This window comes from Streptomyces sp. MMS24-W38, assembly GCF_059889265.1.
Genome location: NZ_JCBCPP010000001.1, coordinates 6,255,039 through 6,270,748 on the forward strand (window position 1 = coordinate 6,255,039; position 15,710 = coordinate 6,270,748).

Consider the following 15,710-nt stretch of genomic DNA (forward strand, 5'->3'; position numbering starts at 1 on the left):
CTCGGCCGGATCGGATCGACGGTCGCGTCAGGGTTTCACGGCGTCAGGGTTTCACGGCCACCGCGCCGTACTGCGGTACGACGACCGCGGCGTCCGCCCCGGCACGCCACCGCGAGCAGGACACCAGGCCGGGCTCGACCAGGTTCAGCCCCTCGAAGAACGCGGCGATGTCCTCGGAACTGCGGGCGGTGATCGGGGGAGTGGCGTTCTCGTTCCAGAACTCCATCGCGGGGATCTGGTTCTCGCCGCCCACCCCGGCGTCGGAGGTGGGGTGGGTGAGCACGAGGAAACTGCCGGAGGGGACGGCTGCCACGATCCGCCGTACGATCTCACGGGCCTCGCCGGTGTCGAGGACGAAGTTGAGGATGCCCAGCATCATCACCGCGACCGGACGGTCGAAGTCGAGTGTGGTGGCGGCCCGTTCGAGGATGGCGTCCGGGTCGCGCGCATCGGCGTCGATGTAGGCGGTCGCGCCGTCGTGGCCGCCGGTGAGCAGGGTCCGGGCGTGGACCAGCACGGTCGGGTCGTTGTCGACGTAGACGATCCGGGAGTCCGGGGCGATCCGCTGCGCGATCTCGTGGGTGTTGTCCGCGGTCGGCAGCCCGGTGCCGACGTCGAGGAACTGCCGCACCCCGCGCTCACCGGCCAGATACGTGACGGCCCGACCCAGGAACTCCCGGTCCGCGCGGGCGATGTCCCGGATGACCGGGATGATCGAGGCGACCTGGTCACCGACCCGCCGGTCGACCTCGTAGTTGTCCTCGCCGCCGATCCAGTGGTTCCACACGCGCGCGTTGTGCGCGACAGAGGTGTCCAGCCGCGCCGGGACCCTCGGTGGGGTGTGGCTCTCACCCACGTCTCTCGCCCTCCCTCCCTCGCTCCTCCGGCCGGATCCGGCCGTCGCGGTCATTGTGCCGCGCGGTGATCACCCTGTCCCGGGAATGGGAGAGCGGGACAGGGGAGCGGGAGCGAGAGAGAGCGGGGAGACGGCAGCGGGGGCGCCGGGGAGGGGGCGCCGTGTGCGTCCGTCAGGAGCCGACGGGGGCGTTCTCCGCCTCGAACATCCAGCGCAGTTTCTCCAGTCCGGCGGTGACGGAGATCAGCAGGTCCTGGGTGACCGGGTCCGCCCTCTCGGTGGCGTCGACGCGCTCGCGCAGCCGTACGATCGCGGTTCCCAGCGCCTCCGTCATCACCCGCACGGCGTCCTCGTCCCGCAGCCAGCCCTCTTCGGGGACGGGCAGTGAGAAGACCTTGGCGACGGTCTCCGGACGGCCGTCCGGCGGCACGCCGAGCGTCGCGGAGCGCTCCGCGACCGTGTCGGCGCCGGTGCGCGCGGCCGAGACCACCTCGTCCAGCTGGAGGTGGACCGAACGGAACCGCGGACCCACGACGTTCCAGTGCGCCTGCTTGCCGATCAGGGAGAGGCCGAGGAGATCCACCAGGGTGCTCTGGAGCGCCTCGCAGGCGATTCGGCGGTCCTCGTCGGGCAGCGTGCTCCGCACAACGGTCATGGGGTGGGAGGCTCCTTTCTTGTTCTTGTCCTTCTCGTCCGTGCCCGCGGGTGCCCCGGGAACTCCGGCACAAACACGACGGCCTCCGCGGTGCGCGCACGGTTCGGCGGACGGGTGCGGCAGGGCCATCAGGCGAGACGGTGCTGACCGCGATCATCAGGGGACATAGCATCGGTCCCTGTAATGAACACGATGTCACTCTGGGACCTCAACGGCTGGCAATTCGCCGCCCTCGCCTTCGCGGCCCTGCTCGTGGGCTTCTCCAAGACCGCCGTGAGCGGGGCCAACACGGTCAGCCTCGCCATCTTCGCGGCGATGCTGCCCGCCCGCGCCTCCACCGGCGTACTGCTGCCCATCCTGATCGCCGGGGACGTGCTCGCCGTGCTCACCTACCGGCGGCACGCCCACTGGCCCACGCTGTGGCGGCTGTTCCCGGCGGTCGCCGCGGGCGTCGTGGCCGGCACCGTCTTCCTGATGTGGGCGGACGACGCGGCCGTACGGACGTCGATCGGGGCGATCCTGCTGTTGATGGCCGGGGTGACGGTGTGGCGGCGACGAGCCGCGGAGAGAGCCGCGAAGGGAGACGGCGCCGGGAACGAACCCGACGCGGTCACCTCCCGGGCCGGCGAGCTCAAGGCGCGTTCGTACGGCGTCCTCGGCGGTTTCACCACCATGGTCGCCAACGCGGGCGGACCGGTGATGTCCCTGTACCTGCTCTCCGCGGGCTTCCGGAAGCTGGGCTTCCTGGGGACGTCGGCCTTCTTCTTCCTGATCGTCAACACGTCCAAGGTGCCGTTCAGTGTGGGCCTCGGACTGATCAACGCGGAATCGCTGCTGCTCGACGCGGCGCTCGTCCTGTTCGTCGTGCCCGGAGCGTTCCTCGGCAAATGGGCCGTGAGCCGGATCAACCAGCTGCTCTTCGAGCGGCTGGTGATCGCGGCGACGGTGGTGGGCGGCGTGCAACTGCTGCTGCACTGAGCCGGGAGCCGGGAGCCGGGAGCCGGGAGCCGGGAGCCGGGAGCCGGGAGCCGGCGGGTGCGGTGGGCGCCGGACCTACCGTGAGCCGAGAAAGGGCTCCCTGCCCTCCGTCTGCGGGAAGTCGCCGTGCCGGAATCGGCTGGGGGCCGCCGTGCGGCCGACCGTCGCCGCCAGTTTGCGCAGCCGCCGCCAGTCCAGGCGCGGTGGCGGCGGCGCGACGCCGGGCCGCTTGCGGGGGACGCGGACCCGGAGCGCGCCGGGTGCGATACGGCAGCGGACGGGTGCCGGCAGCACCAGGGCCTCCCCGTCGACCCCGGCCTCTACCTCCGCGCGGTCCCCCTCGATGACGACCTCGGAGGCGGTCAGGATGGTGAGCCCGCTCGGTGCGGGGTCCAGCAGCAGCGCGGCGGCGTGCACCGCGCCCTCCACCTTGACGCCGAGGACACCGAGTACGCCCGAGTCGAGCCGATCCCGCCGGCCCAGGCCGAAGGGGTCGTCGGTGCGGTAGGGGTTGTTGCTGACCAGCACCGCCTGCGGGGCGTCGAGTGTCGTGTCGCCTACGCGGGCGACCAGCCGGGGACCCTGCTGCCCGGTGAGCAGGTCGGGCAGCAGCTCCAGACTGGTGCCGAGCTTGTCGTCCCGGTAGGCCGGGCTCTGCACGATCGACGCGTACGCGCCGAAGGACGCGTTGTTCACGAAGGGCTGGTCACCGGCGAAACCGAGATCGACGCGCAGCTCCACCCCGTCGGTGAGCGCGTCCAGGCAGGCGGCCGGATCACCGCGGTCCAGACCCAGGTCCAGGGCGAAGTGGTTGCGCGTCCCGGCGCTGATGACCAGGAACGGGATGCCGTGCTCGGCGGCCACAGCCGCGACCAGCGCCTGCGTGCCGTCACCCCCGGCGGCACCCAGCAGATCGGCGCCGTCCGCGACGGCCTCCCGGGCCAGAGCGGTCACGTCGTTCTGCACCTCCGGATCGAGCAGGACGACCCGGGCACCCAGGCGTTCCGCCTTCTCCCGCAGGCCGAACCGGCCCACCTTTCCGCCGCCCGAACGGGGATTCATGATGAGCACCGGCCGCCGGGGCGGCGGTGTCCGCCGCTCCCCCTGCCGATCCCGCAGCCGTTCGCTCCCCGTCCCCCGCAGCGCGTACCGGCCGCTCCACACGGCCAGCCCCCACAGGGCCAGTGACAGCGGCAGCGCCCAGAACAGGGTGACGGCGAACAGCGCGACGACAGCCGCGGGCACACACAGCACCACCAGCCCGGCCACCCAGCGCAGCGGACCCCGCAGGGTCAGCGTCCACCACAGGGCCGCGGCGCTCACGGCGAGGCCCGCCGCGCCGCAGAGCAGCAACGCCAGCCCGCGCAGACCTCCGTAGAGGAGCGGGAACAGCACCGCGAGCGTGGCCGCGGCCAGCGCCACCCGCGCGGACCACCGCTGGACCCGGTAGGCCCGCCTGCTCAAGTCCACGGCCATGACTCCTCCAGTCGACGGCGTCATCGTAGGACGTACGGGGGGACGGGTGTTGCCGACATCCGCGTCCTGGCCACGGTGCATGTCCAACATTCACGGGCCTGTCCCTCAGGTACTCCTCCGATGCCACCTTCCGGGCCCGCCCCGTCCCCTCCGGCGCCGGACTCGTACGCTCGGCGTCATGTCCGCACACGTCCTGGTCCTCGGCGGTACCACCGAGGCACGCGAACTCGCCGCCGAGCTGACCGCCCGTCCCGGAGTGCGGGTGACCACCTCGCTCGCCGGACGGGTGGCCCGGCCCTCAGCGGTCGCCGGCGGGATGCGCGTCGGCGGCTTCGGCGGGTCGCGAGGGCTGGCCGACTGGCTCCGCGACCAGGACGTGACGGCCCTGGTCGACGCCACGCACCCGTTCGCCGAGCGGATCACGGCGAACGCGGCACGGGCCGCGAGCGCGACCGGCGTGCCCCTGGTCGTACTGCGCCGCCCCGGCTGGCAGCCCGGACCGGACGACCGCTGGCACCCGGTCCCCACCCTGGACGCCGCCGCCGAACTACTGCCCCGGCTCGGACAGCGAGTCCTCCTCACCACCGGCCGCCTGGGCCTCGCCGCCTTCGCCCGGCTGACCCGGCTCCACTTCACGATCCGCTCGGTGGAGCCCCCCGGGCCGCCCGTGCCGCCGCACACGTGCGTCCTGCTGGACCGCGGGCCGTTCACCGTGGCCGACGAGACGGCCCTGCTGCGCGAGCACCGCATCGACGTACTGGTGACCAAGGACAGCGGGGGATCGGCGACGTCCGCCAAACTCACGGCGGCCCGCGAACTCGGCCTGCCGGTCGTGGTCGTACGCCGCCCACCGCTGCCGGAGGGCGTCAGCCCGGTGCCCGACGTGACGAGCGCCCTGGAACGGCTGGGCCCCCTCTGACGCGACGGGCCGCGGGCGGCTCAGCCGTCCCCGGGATTCCGCCGCAGCAGATACGTGTCCATGATCCAGCCCTTGCGCTCGCGGGCCTCGGCGCGCAGCCGCTCGATCCGGGGAGCGGCCTCGGCGAGCGGTCCGGAGACGAGGATCTCGTCCGGGGTGCCTATGTAGGCGCCCCAGTAGATGTCGATGTTTTGGTCGGCCCGGCCGTCCTGGCCGTCCTGGCCGACGTACTGACGGAAGGTCTGGTGGGCGTCCAGCATCACGACGACGTCGTCCACCCCCTCGGGGAAGCCCTCCGCGAGCCGCCGGCCCGTGGTGATCTGGACCGGGCGGGCGACCCGGTTGAGCCCCGTGCGGTGGCGGGCGACGAGCGCCGAGACACTGCTGATCCCCGGCACGACGTCGTACTCGAAGGCGACCGTGCCCCGCGCCAGCACCTCCTCGAGGATGCCCAGCGTGCTGTCGTACAGAGACGGGTCCCCCCACACCAGGAACGCGCCCACCTCGCCCTCGCCCAACTCCTCGGCGATCAGCCGCTCGTAGATGTCCGCGCGGGCGCTGCGCCAGTCACCGACGGCGGGGGAGTAGGCCGCGCCGCCGGCCCTCCGGTCCCGCTCCGGGTCGCGCGCCTCGACGACGCGGTACGTCCGCTCCGGCAGGTGTGCGTCGAGCATGTCCCGGCGGAGCCCGGTCAGGTCCGCCTTCACCTCGCCCTTGTCGAGGATGAAGAACACGTCCGTGCCGCGCAGCGCCTTGACCGCCTGCAGGGTCAACTGGTCGGGATCGCCCGCGCCGATACCGATGACATGGATTTTTCGCACGTCCAGAGTCTGCCGTACGCCACTGACAGCGCACGCACCGCACCCCGGTCGGTACCCGCCCCGCTACGCGGGCTTCCGCAGCCGTGGCGCCCGCGCCCCCGCGTCCACCGGAACGCCGTCCCCCCGCTCCACCTCCGCCGCCAGCTCCCGGGCCCAGGCGACGACACCGTCGAGGTCGATCCCGTGCGGACGCGCGGACCCGGCACCCGCGGCCCACTCCTCCGCCGCGCCCGCCCCGCGCCGCAGCAGCCGGGCCCCGCCGGTGACGTTCCCGCGTGCCGCGTGGGTGAGCCCCACGGCGAGCTGGGCCAGCCCCCTCCACAGCTCCCGCTCCTCCTCGGGCCCCGACTTCCAGGCGTCCTCGAACACCTCGTGCGCGTGGAACGGCTTCCCCTCGTCCAGCAGCCGCTGCGCCTCGGCGACGCTCTCCTCCGGCGGCCGGACGACCCCCTCGGGCTGCCGGGGGACCCCCTCCGCGCCGTACGGCAGCGGCCGCCCCAGCCCGTCCCGCGGCCGGGCGTTGCGCGCCCGTCCCTCACCGTCCCGGTCCCGAGCGACGGCCGTCCGGTCCGGGGGTGTCCTGTCCGTGCTGTCCATACGCCGATTGTCCCCCGCCCGACCTGGCTTCGGCGCCGGGCGCGGTGTGCGGTAAAGTGCTGTCCACGTGATCACGCGCTTCACCGCACGTGACCGCACCGGGACGTGGCGCAGCTTGGTAGCGCACTTGACTGGGGGTCAAGGGGTCGCAGGTTCAAATCCTGTCGTCCCGACTGGAGACAGTCGCAGATCAGGGCCGGTTTCGGAGACATCCGAAACCGGCCCTCGATCGTCTTCGGGGATCAGGTGGAGACCGGCGTAACGTCGGCGTCGGTGATCGCCCCGGTCGTGGCGGCGTACCGTGGCAGCGTGGCAGACGAAGACCTGGGACGGACTCTGCGCCGCCTGCGCCGCTTGGCCTCCCTGACGCAAGAAGAGCTGGCTGAACGCTCTGATGTGTCCGTCGATGTGATCCGTCAGCTCGAACAGGGACGGAAGCACTCGGCGCGCCTTCCGACGCTGCACGCGCTGGCCAATGGTCTCGGTGTGGAGCTGACCGCGCTCCTGGGTGACCCGCCTGCGGTCTCCTCCACGGGCGAGAACGACGGGCCGCGCTTCGTGGCCTTACGCCGCGCCATCATGCCGGCGCTCTGGGGACCGGAGCCGGAGCCGCCAGGGCCCGACTTCTCCTTGGACCGTCTGCGCGAGCAGATCGCGGACGGCTGGACGCAGTACCACTCCGCCGAGTTCGACACGGTGATGAAGGCACTGCCGGACTTGATCTCGGACGCGCGCACCGCCACGGCATCGAGCAGCGAGGAGGACCGCAGGGCCGGTTTCGCGGTCCTGGGCAAGGCGTTGCAGCTCGCCGGACACGTCGCCGTGCGGATGGGCAAGACGGACCTCGCCCTGACGAGCCTGGAGCGCGCGATGGATGCTGCGGGACAGTCCTCCGATCCGCTGCTTCTGCCGATGGTCGTCAACTCCACGGCGTGGACCTACCAGCGGCAAGGGCGTCTGTCGGACGCGTTGGGCGTCGCTCTTCGCGCCGCCGCCGACCTGGTGGACGCGGACCGCACCGACACGGCCGACGGCTTGAAGGTGTGGGGCGCGTTGACCATGAGCGCCGCCACATCGGCCGCGCGGAGCGGCGACTACGAGCGCGCGGCGGCGATGATGGAAAAGGCGGAGAAGGAAGCCGCCCGAGTCTCAAAGCTGCCCGACGGTGGCGACAACCGCATGGTCAGCGTCTTCAGCCCCTCGTCGGTTCGCATCGAACGCGTCCGTCTCGCCGTCCAGTACGGGCATCCGCAGGACGCCTTGGCGCTGGCCAAGGGGATGCGGCTGAGCAAGGACACCCCGCCGTCCTGGCGGACGTGGCTTCTACTGGATGTGGCCCGAGCACACACGGACTTGGGGGATGCGGCCGGAGCGGTGAAGACCTTGGAGTCCCTGCGCCGGGTGGCACCGACATGGATGCAGCACCACACGTTGGCCGTGGCCATCGTGCGCGACCTGTGGGCGCTCCCCAACCACCCGCCGGGGGTCAGGCCGTTGGCGGAGTTCCTGGGGGTTCAGTGAACAGCGTGGTGAAAGTGGGACGTTGCGTCCCTGTCGGCGTCCTCGGTATGTCGCTTGCATGAGAGGCAGCACCCCGGCGACCGCGCGAACGGTCCCGGGGCTTGGCCGATCTGAGAAAGCAGACCGACATGCCGCAATCTACAACGCGGGCGCGCCGTACTGGCTGCCCCGGGTACAGCGAGACTCTGCCGCGCCAGCCCGAAAGTGCGGGCGCAGCCCGGCGCTTGGTGCGTGCCGCGCTGGCCGTCTGGGGCCTGGACGAGCTTGCCGATGACGGCACCCTGATCGTCTCCGAGCTGGTGTCCAACGCCGTCCGGCACGCACGAAGCCATTCCATCCGGGTCACGGTCACCCGGCCCGGGACCGCGCGGGTGTACATCGGCGTCGTGGACAAGTCGAGGGCTTGCCCAGAACCCCGAGAGCCAGACGAAGAGGACGAGAGCGGGCGTGGTCTCGTGCTCGTGGGATTACTGGCGGATGACTGGAGCACCGATCTGCTGCCCTGGGGCAAGCGGGTGTGGGCAGAGCTGCACGGGAAGAAACGCGGATGACCGGCGAACGAACCCCGCGGGTGGGCGACTTGGCCCATGACGAGAACGCCGGTCGGTGCGGGATCGTCACGGACGTGCGCGGCGGCGCTGTATGGGTGCTGCGGCCGGAGTCCGGGCCGGGTCAGTGGGTTTCGGAGCAGCCGGAGTGCTTGGCCGTGGTGACACCGCGTGAGGAGATGCGGGGGCGGCTGTAGACAAGCGGGAAGCCCTGGCTTGGTGGCGTTCACCGGCCGGGCGCCCGCTGACACAGTCCCGGGCCCGTGCGGAGACGCGACCGTCGTCGGTGTTCGCCACGATCAGCTCACAGGGGAACTTGGCTGGTGAGGGCAGCATTCCGAGCACCCTCGGGCCTCCAGGGGCCACGAGGTGCAGCGTCGAGCGGGAGAGCCGGTCGAGCTGGGTGACCTTCTACGTGTCGCTCTCACACAACGGTTCAGGGACGAGAGCAAGCTTCGTCCGGGACGTCTTCGCGCCGCTCGCCTCGTCAACATGGATGTTGTCGCAGTCGATGTCGGCCCGTAGAAGTGCGTCGATCTGACGATCGGGGTTCTGGTCGGCGGTAGAGCCCTGCACGTAGCCGATGAACATGTGTTGGAATCCATCGGCCGGGCCGTTCGCCGACGTTGATTTTCGACGCGGATTGCCGACTCTGCCCACCTGCGGGTTTGCGATTGCCGGGGCGGGTGTCGGCAGATGGTCGTCTTCCGGTGTCCTTCTCAGGTAAAGGCGATGGCTGCCCCGGTCGCGAGCGAGAGTTTCGCGGCCCGGAGGAGTTGCAGGCAGACGTAGGACTCGACGCCGTAACGCTGCCATCCCCCGGTGGCCGGCTCCTCGGCGTCGGCGGCTCCGAAGACCTCCTCGGAGTGTGGGTCGAGGTCTTCGGGGAGCCCGAGGGCTTCGGCGAGCCGACGGGTTTCCGCCAGCAGTCGCACCGAGGAGCCGAGGTAGCCGCCCGGTGCCTTCTTGTCGGTGATGACATGGGCGAAGTCGACGGGGACGTAGTAGCCCTCGCAGTCCGAGTGGTGGGTCAGATGGTCGAACGGTCCGGGAGGGTCCCCAGGGAGCGTTTTGTAGACCTCAATCAAGAGTGGGTCGTCGGTCGCACGCTGGGCCTTGTCCAACGGCTCGGGCAGGCGCCCGCCCGCCGCAAGGTGAACGGCGAGACGACGAACGGTGTGCAAGCCCGAGTAGCCCCACATCTCGAACTCCGCGACGTCCGCTTCGACCAGGTCGGGCTCGACCCACTGCCGTGTTCCAGCACGTTCCAGCAGCTCGCCGATCGCGCTGAAGTCGGCGCGGACCATCTCGGTGCAGTCGTCCTCGGCATCGACGAGCACACCGACGACCATGTTCAACCCCATGATCCAATCTTGTCAGTACCGGTCGGACGACCGCACCTTGCCCTGCCGCTTCCTCACGTTCGCCGGCCTGGCAGCTCGGGGCCCAGCCGGAGGAGAACCTGACGGTGGGGCAGCGGGCCCGGCTGGAGGGGGCGTGCTGGGACGTCCGGGTGTGGCGGTGGGACCGTGGAAGGGACACCCGGATATCCGGAGGGAGCGCCGGACATGACCATTCACCCCGCCGCCCGTACCATCCGGGCGACCCCCGAAGGCCTGCTGTGGGAGCCCAGTGAGCGCTGGGTGCGCGGTACTGCGGGCGATGTCACCGTCGTCGACAGCCGCCACCCGCTCCTCGTCTGGGAGCCCCGGCTGCCCGTACCGCAGTACGCCTTCCCCCGTGCGGAGGTGCGTACGGACCTCCTCCGCCCCGCACAGGACCCGCCCACGGGCAGGCACCCCGGCTCGACGGTCTTCTACGACCTGGAGGTCGGCGGCGGGGTGCGCCCGAACGCGGCCTGGACGTTCCCCGCGGACGATCTGGCCGGCCACATCGCCTTCGAGTGGTTCCGGCGCACCGACACGGGACTCGACCACTGGTACGAGGAGGACGAGGAAATCTTCGTCCATCCCCGTGACCCGCACACCCGGGTGGACGCCGTGCCGAGCAGCCGCCACGTCCGGGTCGGGATCGACGGCACGGTCGTTGCCGACACCCGGTCCCCGGTCCTGCTGTTCGAGACCTCCCTGCCGACCCGCTTCTACCTGCCGCGCCAGGACGTCCGCCTGGACCTCTTCGAGGCCACGAACCACAGCACCGACTGCCCGTACAAGGGCACGGCAGACCAGTACTGGTCCTGGCGCGGCGCGGGCGCCGTACCGCCGGACATCGTGTGGAGCTACTCCGAGCCACTGCCCGCCGTGGCCGCGATCAGGGGGCGGCCGGCCTTCTTCAACGAGGCGGTCGACCTCACCGTGGACGGTGAGCGCCTCCGGCGCCCGGTCACGCCCTTCAGCGCGGGCCTCAGGACCTGACCAGGAGCTGGAAGTCGAAGGAGTACCGCGAGGCGCGGTAGACGTGTGTGGCGTACTCCACCGTGCGGCCCGTGTCGTCGTAGGCCGTGCGCTGCATGGTGAGCAGGGCGGCGCCCTCCTTCTCGTCCAGACGGGAGGCCTCCGAGGCCGTGGCCGAGCGGGCGCCGACGGTCTGGCGGGCGCTGTGCAGGGTGATGCCGGCCGAGCGCATCATGCGGTACAGGCCGGTCGACTCCAGGCGGGCGTCGTCCAGGTCCAGCAGCTCCGGCGGGAGGTAGTTGCACAGCAGGGCGACCGGCTGGCCGTGGGTGCGGCGCAGGCGTTCCAGCAGGACCACCTCGCCGCCCTCGGCCAGGCCGAGCGCGGCGGCCGCCTCGGCGGGCGCCGGGACCGTCTCGTGGCGTACGACCTGTGTGGTCGGACCCTGTCCCGCCGCCTCCAGGTCGTCGTAGAGGCTGCTCAGTTCCAGCGGCCGTCTGACCCGGCTGTGCACCACCTGGGTGCCCACCCCGCGCCGCCGGACCAGGAGCCCCTTGTCGACGAGGGACTGGATGGCCTGGCGGACGGTGGGGCGGGACAGACCGAGGCGTACGGAGAGGTCGACCTCGTTGCCCAGGAGGTCGCCCGGGGCGAGGACGCCGCGTGCGATCGCCGCCTCCAGCTGCTGGGCGAGCTGGTGGTACAGCGGCACCGGGCTGCCCCGGTCCAGGGCGAAGTCCAGTGTGCTGAGCGCGGATTCGGTCACGGCACGGGGCCGGTCACCGGTCTTCGCCATGGGCGTACCTCCCTGTCGAGGGCGCGGTCGGGGTCGGTCGGGGTCGGGGACTGGTCAGAGGTGGCGGCGGCGTTCGGCGACCCGGGCGTCGTACCGTTCGCGGGCCCGGACGGCGGCCTCGCGGGAGGCGACCTCGGCCACCGGCACGTCCCACCAGGCCTCGGCCGGGGGAGCGGTGGGGGCCGGGTCCGTCTCGACGTACACGCACGTCGGGCGGTCGGCGGTACGGGCCCGGTCCAGGGCGTCCCGCAGCTCCCGCACCGTCTTGGCGCGCAGCACGTCCATGCCCAGGCTGGCCGCGTTCGCGGCGAGGTCGACGGGCAGCGGGGCGCCGGTGAAGGTGCCGTCCTCGGCCCGGTAGCGGTAGGCGGTGCCGAAGCGTTCGCCGCCGGTCTCCTCGGACAGGCCGCCGATGGAGGCGTATCCGTGGTTCTGGATCAGGACCATCTTGACGGGCAGCCGCTCCTGGACGGCCGTGACGATCTCCGTCGGCATCATCAGGTACGTGCCGTCGCCGACCAGCGCCCAGACCGGGGTGCCGGGCGCGGCCTGCTGGACGCCGAGGGCGGCCGGGATCTCGTAGCCCATGCAGGAGTAGCCGTACTCCAGGTGGTACTGACGCGGGCTGCGCGCACGCCACAGCTTGTGCAGGTCGCCGGGGAGCGAACCGGCCGCGTTGATCACCACGTCCGTGTCGCCCACGACCGCGTCGAGCGCGCCGAGCACCTGGGTCTGGGTCGGTACGGCGTTCTCGTCGTCGGCCCGGTAGGCGGTCTCGACGACCTGCTCCCAGCGTTCCTTGCCGGCGCGGTACTCCGCCTCGTACGCCGCGTCCACGCGGTGCCCGGCCAGCGCCCCGGCCAGCTGCTCGAGTCCGGTGCGCGCGTCGCAGACCAGGGTGCGCGCCGCCAGCTTGTGGGCGTCGAAGCCGGTGATGTTGAGGTTGAGGAAGCGGACGTCCGGGTGGCGGAAGAGGGTGCCGGAGGCGGTGGTGAAGTCGGTGTGACGGGTGCCGACGCCGATCACCAGGTCGGCGGTGCGGGCGAGGTCGTCGCTCACCGCGGTGCCGGTGTGGCCGATGCCGCCCAGGTCGGCCGGGTGGTCGTGGCGCAGGGAGCCCTTGCCGGCCTGGGTGGAGGCGACCGGGATGCCGGTGGCGTCGACGAGGGCCTTGAGCGCGGCCTCGGCCTCGCTGTGGTGGATGCCGCCGCCCGCGACGATCAGCGGGCGCCGGGCGGCCCGTACGGCTGCCACGGCCGCGGTCAGCTCGGCCGGGTCGGGCGCCGGGCGCCGTACGGGCCAGACGCGGTCGGCGAAGAACTCCTCCGGCCAGTCGTACGCCTCGGCCTGCACGTCCTGCGGCAGCGCGAGGGTGACGGCGCCGGTCTCGGCCGGGTCGGCGAGCACCCGCATCGCGTTCAGCGCGGAGGCGATCAGCGCCTCGGGGCGGGTGATCCGGTCGAAGTAGCGGGAGACGGGGCGCAGGGTGTCGTTGACGGAGACGTCGGCCTCGACCGGGTGCTCCAGCTGCTGGAGCAGCGGGTCGGCGGCGCGCGAGGCGAAGTAGTCGCCGGGGAGCAGCAGCACCGGCAGCCGGTTGACGGTGGCGAGGGCGGCGCCGGTGACCAGGTTGGTGGCGCCGGGGCCGATCGAGGTCGTCACGGCCTGCGCCGAGAGCCGGTTGAGCTGGCGGGCGTGCGCGACGGCCGCGTGCACCATGGCCTGCTCGTTGCGGCCCTGGTGGTACGGCATGACGTCGGCGTACTCGACGAGTGCCTGCCCGACACCCGCCACGTTGCCGTGGCCGAAGATGCCCCAGGTGCCCGCGATCAGCCGGTGCCGTGCGCCGTCCCGCTCGGTGTACTGGGCGGACAGGAACCGCACCAGGGCCTGGGCGGTGGTCAGTCGGCGGGTGGCGGCGCTCATGCGGACCTCTCCGGGGCGGTGTAGAGGGGGAGACGGGGGTCGACCGGCTGGTCCGGCCAGGTGCCGCGGATCCAGGCGTGGTCGGGGTGGTCGCAGATCAGCCAGGCCCGTTCGGCTTCCGGGCCGGCCATGACGTTGAGGTAGTACATGTGGTGGCCGGGCACGGCCATGGACGGCCCGTGCCAGCCGTCCGGGATGAGGACGACGTCGCCGTCGCGCACCTCCGCCAGCACGTCCGTCTCCCGGCCCGGACCGGAGGGGGAGACCCGCTGGTAGCCGAGGCCGGGGGTGCCGTCGTGGCCGGCGAACTCGAAGTAGTAGATCTCCTCCAGCACGGACTCCTCGCCCGGCCGGTGCTCGTCGTGCTTGTGCGGCGGGAAGGACGACCAGTTGCCGCCCGGGGTGAGGACCTCCACCGCGATCAGCTTGTCGCACTCGAACACGCCAGCCGCCCCGAAGTTGTTGACCTGCCGGGAGTAGTTCCCGGTGCCGCGCAGCTCCACGGGGACGTCCGAGGCCGGCCCGTAGCGGGCGGGCAGGCGGCGGGTGCAGCGGGCACCGGTGAGCGCGAACCGGCCGCCGGCGGCGGAGGTCACGCTCGCGCGGGCGTCGCGCGGCACGTAGGCGAAGTCGGTGACGCCGTCGAACACGCCGGTGCGGCCGGTGAGTTCGAAGGTGTCGTGGCCGAACTCGTCGTCCGCCGTGACCGTGCAGCCGCCGCTCAGCGGCAGCACGATCCACTCGCTGTCGCCGGTGTCGAAGGTGTGGCTGCCGCCGGGCGGCAGTTCCAGCACGCGCAGGCTGGAATACCCCCAGCCGGCGGTCTTTGGGGTCACGTCGACGACGTAGGGGCCGGCGTGGGCCCTGCCCGCGGGAAGGTGGTACGTCATGGCATGCCTCCGTCTCGGAACAGGCTTCTCACAACAGACCGACGGCCGTGTCCACCGCCGACTCCACGGTGCCGCTCGCCGGGTAGAGCAGCGAGCGGCCGACGACCATGCCCTGCACGGAGGGCAGCCGCAGAGCCTTGCCCCACCGCTCGTACGCGGCTTCCTGGTCGCCGACCTCGCCGCCGAGCAGGACGACGGGCAGGGTGGAGCTCCGCAGGACCTCCGCCATGTCGTCGGCGTTCTCGGTGACGGGGAGCTTCAGCCAGGTGTAGGCGGAGGTGCCGCCGAGGCCGGAGGCGATGGTGATGGACCGGGTGACGGCCTCGGCCGACAGGTCGTTGCGGACCCTGCCGTCGACCCGGCGCGAGATGAACGGCTCCACGAACACCGGAAGACGGCGTTCGGCCATGGCGTCGATCGCGCGGGCGGTGGACTCCAGGGTGGTCAGGGAGCCGGGGTCGTCGTAGTCGATGCGGACCAGCAGCTTGCCCGCGTCGAAGCCGAACCGTTCGATGTCCTCGGGGCGGTGGCCGGTGAAGCGGTCGTCCATCTCGAAGGCCGAGCCGGCCAGCCCACCGCGGTTCATCGACCCCATGACGACCTTGTTCTCCAGTGCGCCGAGCAGCAGCAGGTCCTCCAGGACGTCGGCGGTGGCCAGCACCCCGTCGACACCGGGCCGGGACAGCGCGACGCAGAGACGTTCCAGCAGATCGGCGCGGTCGGCCATGGCCAGCCGCCGGTCGCCGATGCCGAGCGCGCCCCGCGCGGGGTGGTCGGCGGCCACGATCATCAGCCGCCCGCTGTCGCCGATCAGCGGGCGGCGCGCCCGGCGGGCCGCCGCCTCGGCGACGGCCTCCGGATTCCGGGCCCGGACCGCGGTGAGGTCACAGATGCTGAGGTTCAAGGGAAGGACTCCGTTCAGGACTGGCTCGGCGGGCTCGTGTCGCCCGGTGGCACGGCCCGCGCGAGGAGGTCGTCGACCCCGAACTCCTTGAGTGCCTCGTGCAGACAGGCGCCGAAGGGGTCGTCCCCCGTGCGGGTGATCACCGCCGTGGCACGGCCGGGGCGGGCGGCGGCCACCGCGACGTTCGCGGCCGAACCGCCGAGGAACTTTCCGAACGTTTCGACCTTCGACAGCGGAACGCCGGTCTCCAATGGGTAAAGGTCGACCCCGATGCGGCCCATGGTGATCAGGTCGAAATACTGTGGTGCGTCTGAGTCGGTCATCGAGCGAAGCTCCTCGAACTGCTGGGGATGCGGGTCCCCTGGCGCCCTGCGACGGTGGGGACGTGGAAGCCAGGGACCTGCCGCCTCTCAGGTGTAGGTCGCGGAGGGCGACGCTGTCAATAGTTTGTACTTACATTCGGACTAGC

At 71.9% G+C, this 15,710-nt stretch carries 16 protein-coding genes, 1 tRNA gene and 1 pseudogene; 6 read left to right on the top strand and 12 right to left on the bottom strand.

The annotated features are described in order from the left end of the window. Positions 1-43: 43 nt before the first annotated feature. Positions 44-856 (bottom strand): SAM-dependent methyltransferase, encoded by an 813-nt coding sequence (locus AC6F7H_RS27450; protein WP_500759768.1) that lies wholly within the window; start codon positions 854-856, stop codon positions 44-46. A gap of 172 nt (positions 857-1,028) precedes the next feature. Further along, positions 1,029-1,511, bottom strand: coding sequence for a Dps family protein (locus AC6F7H_RS27455; protein ID WP_500759769.1), 483 nt, complete (start codon positions 1,509-1,511; stop codon positions 1,029-1,031). Positions 1,512-1,694: 183 nt separating this feature from the next. Between AC6F7H_RS27455 and AC6F7H_RS27460 the strand changes: the two genes are divergently transcribed. Beyond that, entirely contained in the window at positions 1,695-2,489 is a 795-nt protein-coding gene (locus AC6F7H_RS27460) for a sulfite exporter TauE/SafE family protein (RefSeq protein WP_500759770.1), read from the top strand. 75 nt (positions 2,490-2,564) lie between these two features. Here AC6F7H_RS27460 and AC6F7H_RS27465 read toward each other — a convergent pair whose 3' ends face one another. Further along, positions 2,565-3,965 (bottom strand): diacylglycerol/lipid kinase family protein, encoded by a 1,401-nt coding sequence (locus AC6F7H_RS27465; protein WP_500759772.1) that lies wholly within the window; start codon positions 3,963-3,965, stop codon positions 2,565-2,567. A 178-nt stretch (positions 3,966-4,143) separates the two neighbouring features. On the opposite strand from AC6F7H_RS27465, the gene AC6F7H_RS27470 reads away from it, so the two are divergent. Continuing rightward, positions 4,144-4,884, top strand: coding sequence for a cobalt-precorrin-6A reductase (locus AC6F7H_RS27470; RefSeq protein ID WP_500759773.1), 741 nt, complete (start codon positions 4,144-4,146; stop codon positions 4,882-4,884). Between the two features lie 20 nt (positions 4,885-4,904). Here AC6F7H_RS27470 and cobF read toward each other — a convergent pair whose 3' ends face one another. Then, a complete protein-coding gene (gene cobF, locus AC6F7H_RS27475; RefSeq protein WP_500759774.1) occupies positions 4,905-5,705 on the bottom strand; it encodes a precorrin-6A synthase (deacetylating) in 801 nt (266 codons plus the stop codon). A gap of 63 nt (positions 5,706-5,768) precedes the next feature. Continuing rightward, positions 5,769-6,302, bottom strand: a complete 534-nt coding sequence (locus tag AC6F7H_RS27480) for a DUF309 domain-containing protein (RefSeq protein WP_500759775.1) — start codon at positions 6,300-6,302, stop codon at positions 5,769-5,771. A 99-nt stretch (positions 6,303-6,401) separates the two neighbouring features. Between AC6F7H_RS27480 and AC6F7H_RS27485 the strand changes: the two genes are divergently transcribed. The 3 genes from AC6F7H_RS27485 (at position 6,402) to AC6F7H_RS27495 (ending at position 8,374) form a co-directional block, all read left to right on the top strand. Further along, positions 6,402-6,475 (top strand) — tRNA-Pro (locus AC6F7H_RS27485). Between the two features lie 100 nt (positions 6,476-6,575). Then, on the top strand, positions 6,576-7,823 hold the full coding sequence (locus AC6F7H_RS27490) for a helix-turn-helix domain-containing protein (protein ID WP_500759776.1): 1,248 nt from the start codon (positions 6,576-6,578) through the stop codon (positions 7,821-7,823). Between the two features lie 128 nt (positions 7,824-7,951). Then, complete coding sequence (locus AC6F7H_RS27495; protein ID WP_500762082.1) at positions 7,952-8,374, top strand: ATP-binding protein; 423 nt, start codon at positions 7,952-7,954, stop codon at positions 8,372-8,374. A 408-nt stretch (positions 8,375-8,782) separates the two neighbouring features. Here AC6F7H_RS27495 and AC6F7H_RS27500 read toward each other — a convergent pair whose 3' ends face one another. Both AC6F7H_RS27500 and AC6F7H_RS27505 read right to left on the bottom strand, forming a co-directional pair. Then, positions 8,783-8,962 carry a recombinase family protein gene (locus AC6F7H_RS27500; protein WP_500759777.1) on the bottom strand — a complete coding sequence of 60 codons (180 nt, stop codon included), beginning with the start codon at positions 8,960-8,962 and terminating at the stop codon, positions 8,783-8,785. Between the two features lie 128 nt (positions 8,963-9,090). Next, positions 9,091-9,735 (bottom strand): putative DNA-mimic protein, encoded by a 645-nt coding sequence (locus tag AC6F7H_RS27505; RefSeq protein ID WP_500759778.1) that lies wholly within the window; start codon positions 9,733-9,735, stop codon positions 9,091-9,093. Positions 9,736-9,939: 204 nt separating this feature from the next. Between AC6F7H_RS27505 and AC6F7H_RS27510 the strand changes: the two genes are divergently transcribed. Beyond that, positions 9,940-10,746: a DUF427 domain-containing protein gene (locus AC6F7H_RS27510; protein WP_500759779.1), complete on the top strand. Its 807-nt coding sequence runs from the start codon at positions 9,940-9,942 to the stop codon at positions 10,744-10,746. On the opposite strand, the gene AC6F7H_RS27515 is transcribed toward AC6F7H_RS27510, so the two are convergent. The 5 genes and pseudogenes from AC6F7H_RS27515 to AC6F7H_RS27535 form a co-directional block, all read right to left on the bottom strand. Continuing rightward, the gene (locus AC6F7H_RS27515) at positions 10,736-11,521 is read right to left on the bottom strand and encodes a GntR family transcriptional regulator (protein ID WP_500759781.1); all 786 of its coding nucleotides are present in this window, start codon (positions 11,519-11,521) and stop codon (positions 10,736-10,738) included. The two genes, AC6F7H_RS27510 and AC6F7H_RS27515, sit on opposite strands and share 11 nt — an antisense overlap. 54 nt (positions 11,522-11,575) lie before the next feature. Continuing rightward, positions 11,576-13,447, bottom strand: a complete 1,872-nt coding sequence (gene iolD, locus AC6F7H_RS27520; protein WP_500759782.1) for a 3D-(3,5/4)-trihydroxycyclohexane-1,2-dione acylhydrolase (decyclizing) — start codon at positions 13,445-13,447, stop codon at positions 11,576-11,578. Next, on the bottom strand, positions 13,444-14,337 hold the full coding sequence (gene iolB / locus AC6F7H_RS27525) for a 5-deoxy-glucuronate isomerase (protein ID WP_500759783.1): 894 nt from the start codon (positions 14,335-14,337) through the stop codon (positions 13,444-13,446). Before iolB ends, iolD begins: the two co-directional genes overlap by 4 nt. A 28-nt stretch (positions 14,338-14,365) precedes the next feature. Beyond that, positions 14,366-15,241 (bottom strand): Cgl0159 family (beta/alpha)8-fold protein, encoded by an 876-nt coding sequence (locus tag AC6F7H_RS27530; protein WP_500759785.1) that lies wholly within the window; start codon positions 15,239-15,241, stop codon positions 14,366-14,368. A 68-nt stretch (positions 15,242-15,309) separates the two neighbouring features. Then, a pseudogene (locus AC6F7H_RS27535) lies at positions 15,310-15,564 on the bottom strand (PfkB family carbohydrate kinase); the annotation flags it as partial. Positions 15,565-15,710: the final 146 nt, after the last annotated feature.

What these genes read in the sequence shown, in the direction of transcription:
- AC6F7H_RS27455 (WP_500759769.1), bottom strand. Translation starts at nt 1,511, where the DNA reads ATGACCGTTGTGCGGAGCACGCTGCCCGACGAGGACCGCCGAATCGCC.
- AC6F7H_RS27460 (WP_500759770.1), top strand. Translation starts at nt 1,695, where the DNA reads ATGAACACGATGTCACTCTGGGACCTCAACGGCTGGCAATTCGCCGCC.
- AC6F7H_RS27465 (WP_500759772.1), bottom strand. Translation starts at nt 3,965, where the DNA reads ATGGCCGTGGACTTGAGCAGGCGGGCCTACCGGGTCCAGCGGTGGTCC.
- AC6F7H_RS27470 (WP_500759773.1), top strand. Translation starts at nt 4,144, where the DNA reads ATGTCCGCACACGTCCTGGTCCTCGGCGGTACCACCGAGGCACGCGAA.
- AC6F7H_RS27480 (WP_500759775.1), bottom strand. Translation starts at nt 6,302, where the DNA reads ATGGACAGCACGGACAGGACACCCCCGGACCGGACGGCCGTCGCTCGG.
- AC6F7H_RS27495 (WP_500762082.1), top strand. Translation starts at nt 7,952, where the DNA reads ATGCCGCAATCTACAACGCGGGCGCGCCGTACTGGCTGCCCCGGGTAC.
- AC6F7H_RS27500 (WP_500759777.1), bottom strand. Translation starts at nt 8,962, where the DNA reads ATGTTCATCGGCTACGTGCAGGGCTCTACCGCCGACCAGAACCCCGAT.
- AC6F7H_RS27505 (WP_500759778.1), bottom strand. Translation starts at nt 9,735, where the DNA reads ATGGGGTTGAACATGGTCGTCGGTGTGCTCGTCGATGCCGAGGACGAC.
- AC6F7H_RS27510 (WP_500759779.1), top strand. Translation starts at nt 9,940, where the DNA reads ATGACCATTCACCCCGCCGCCCGTACCATCCGGGCGACCCCCGAAGGC.
- AC6F7H_RS27515 (WP_500759781.1), bottom strand. Translation starts at nt 11,521, where the DNA reads ATGGCGAAGACCGGTGACCGGCCCCGTGCCGTGACCGAATCCGCGCTC.
- iolD (WP_500759782.1), bottom strand. Translation starts at nt 13,447, where the DNA reads ATGAGCGCCGCCACCCGCCGACTGACCACCGCCCAGGCCCTGGTGCGG.
- iolB (WP_500759783.1), bottom strand. Translation starts at nt 14,337, where the DNA reads ATGACGTACCACCTTCCCGCGGGCAGGGCCCACGCCGGCCCCTACGTC.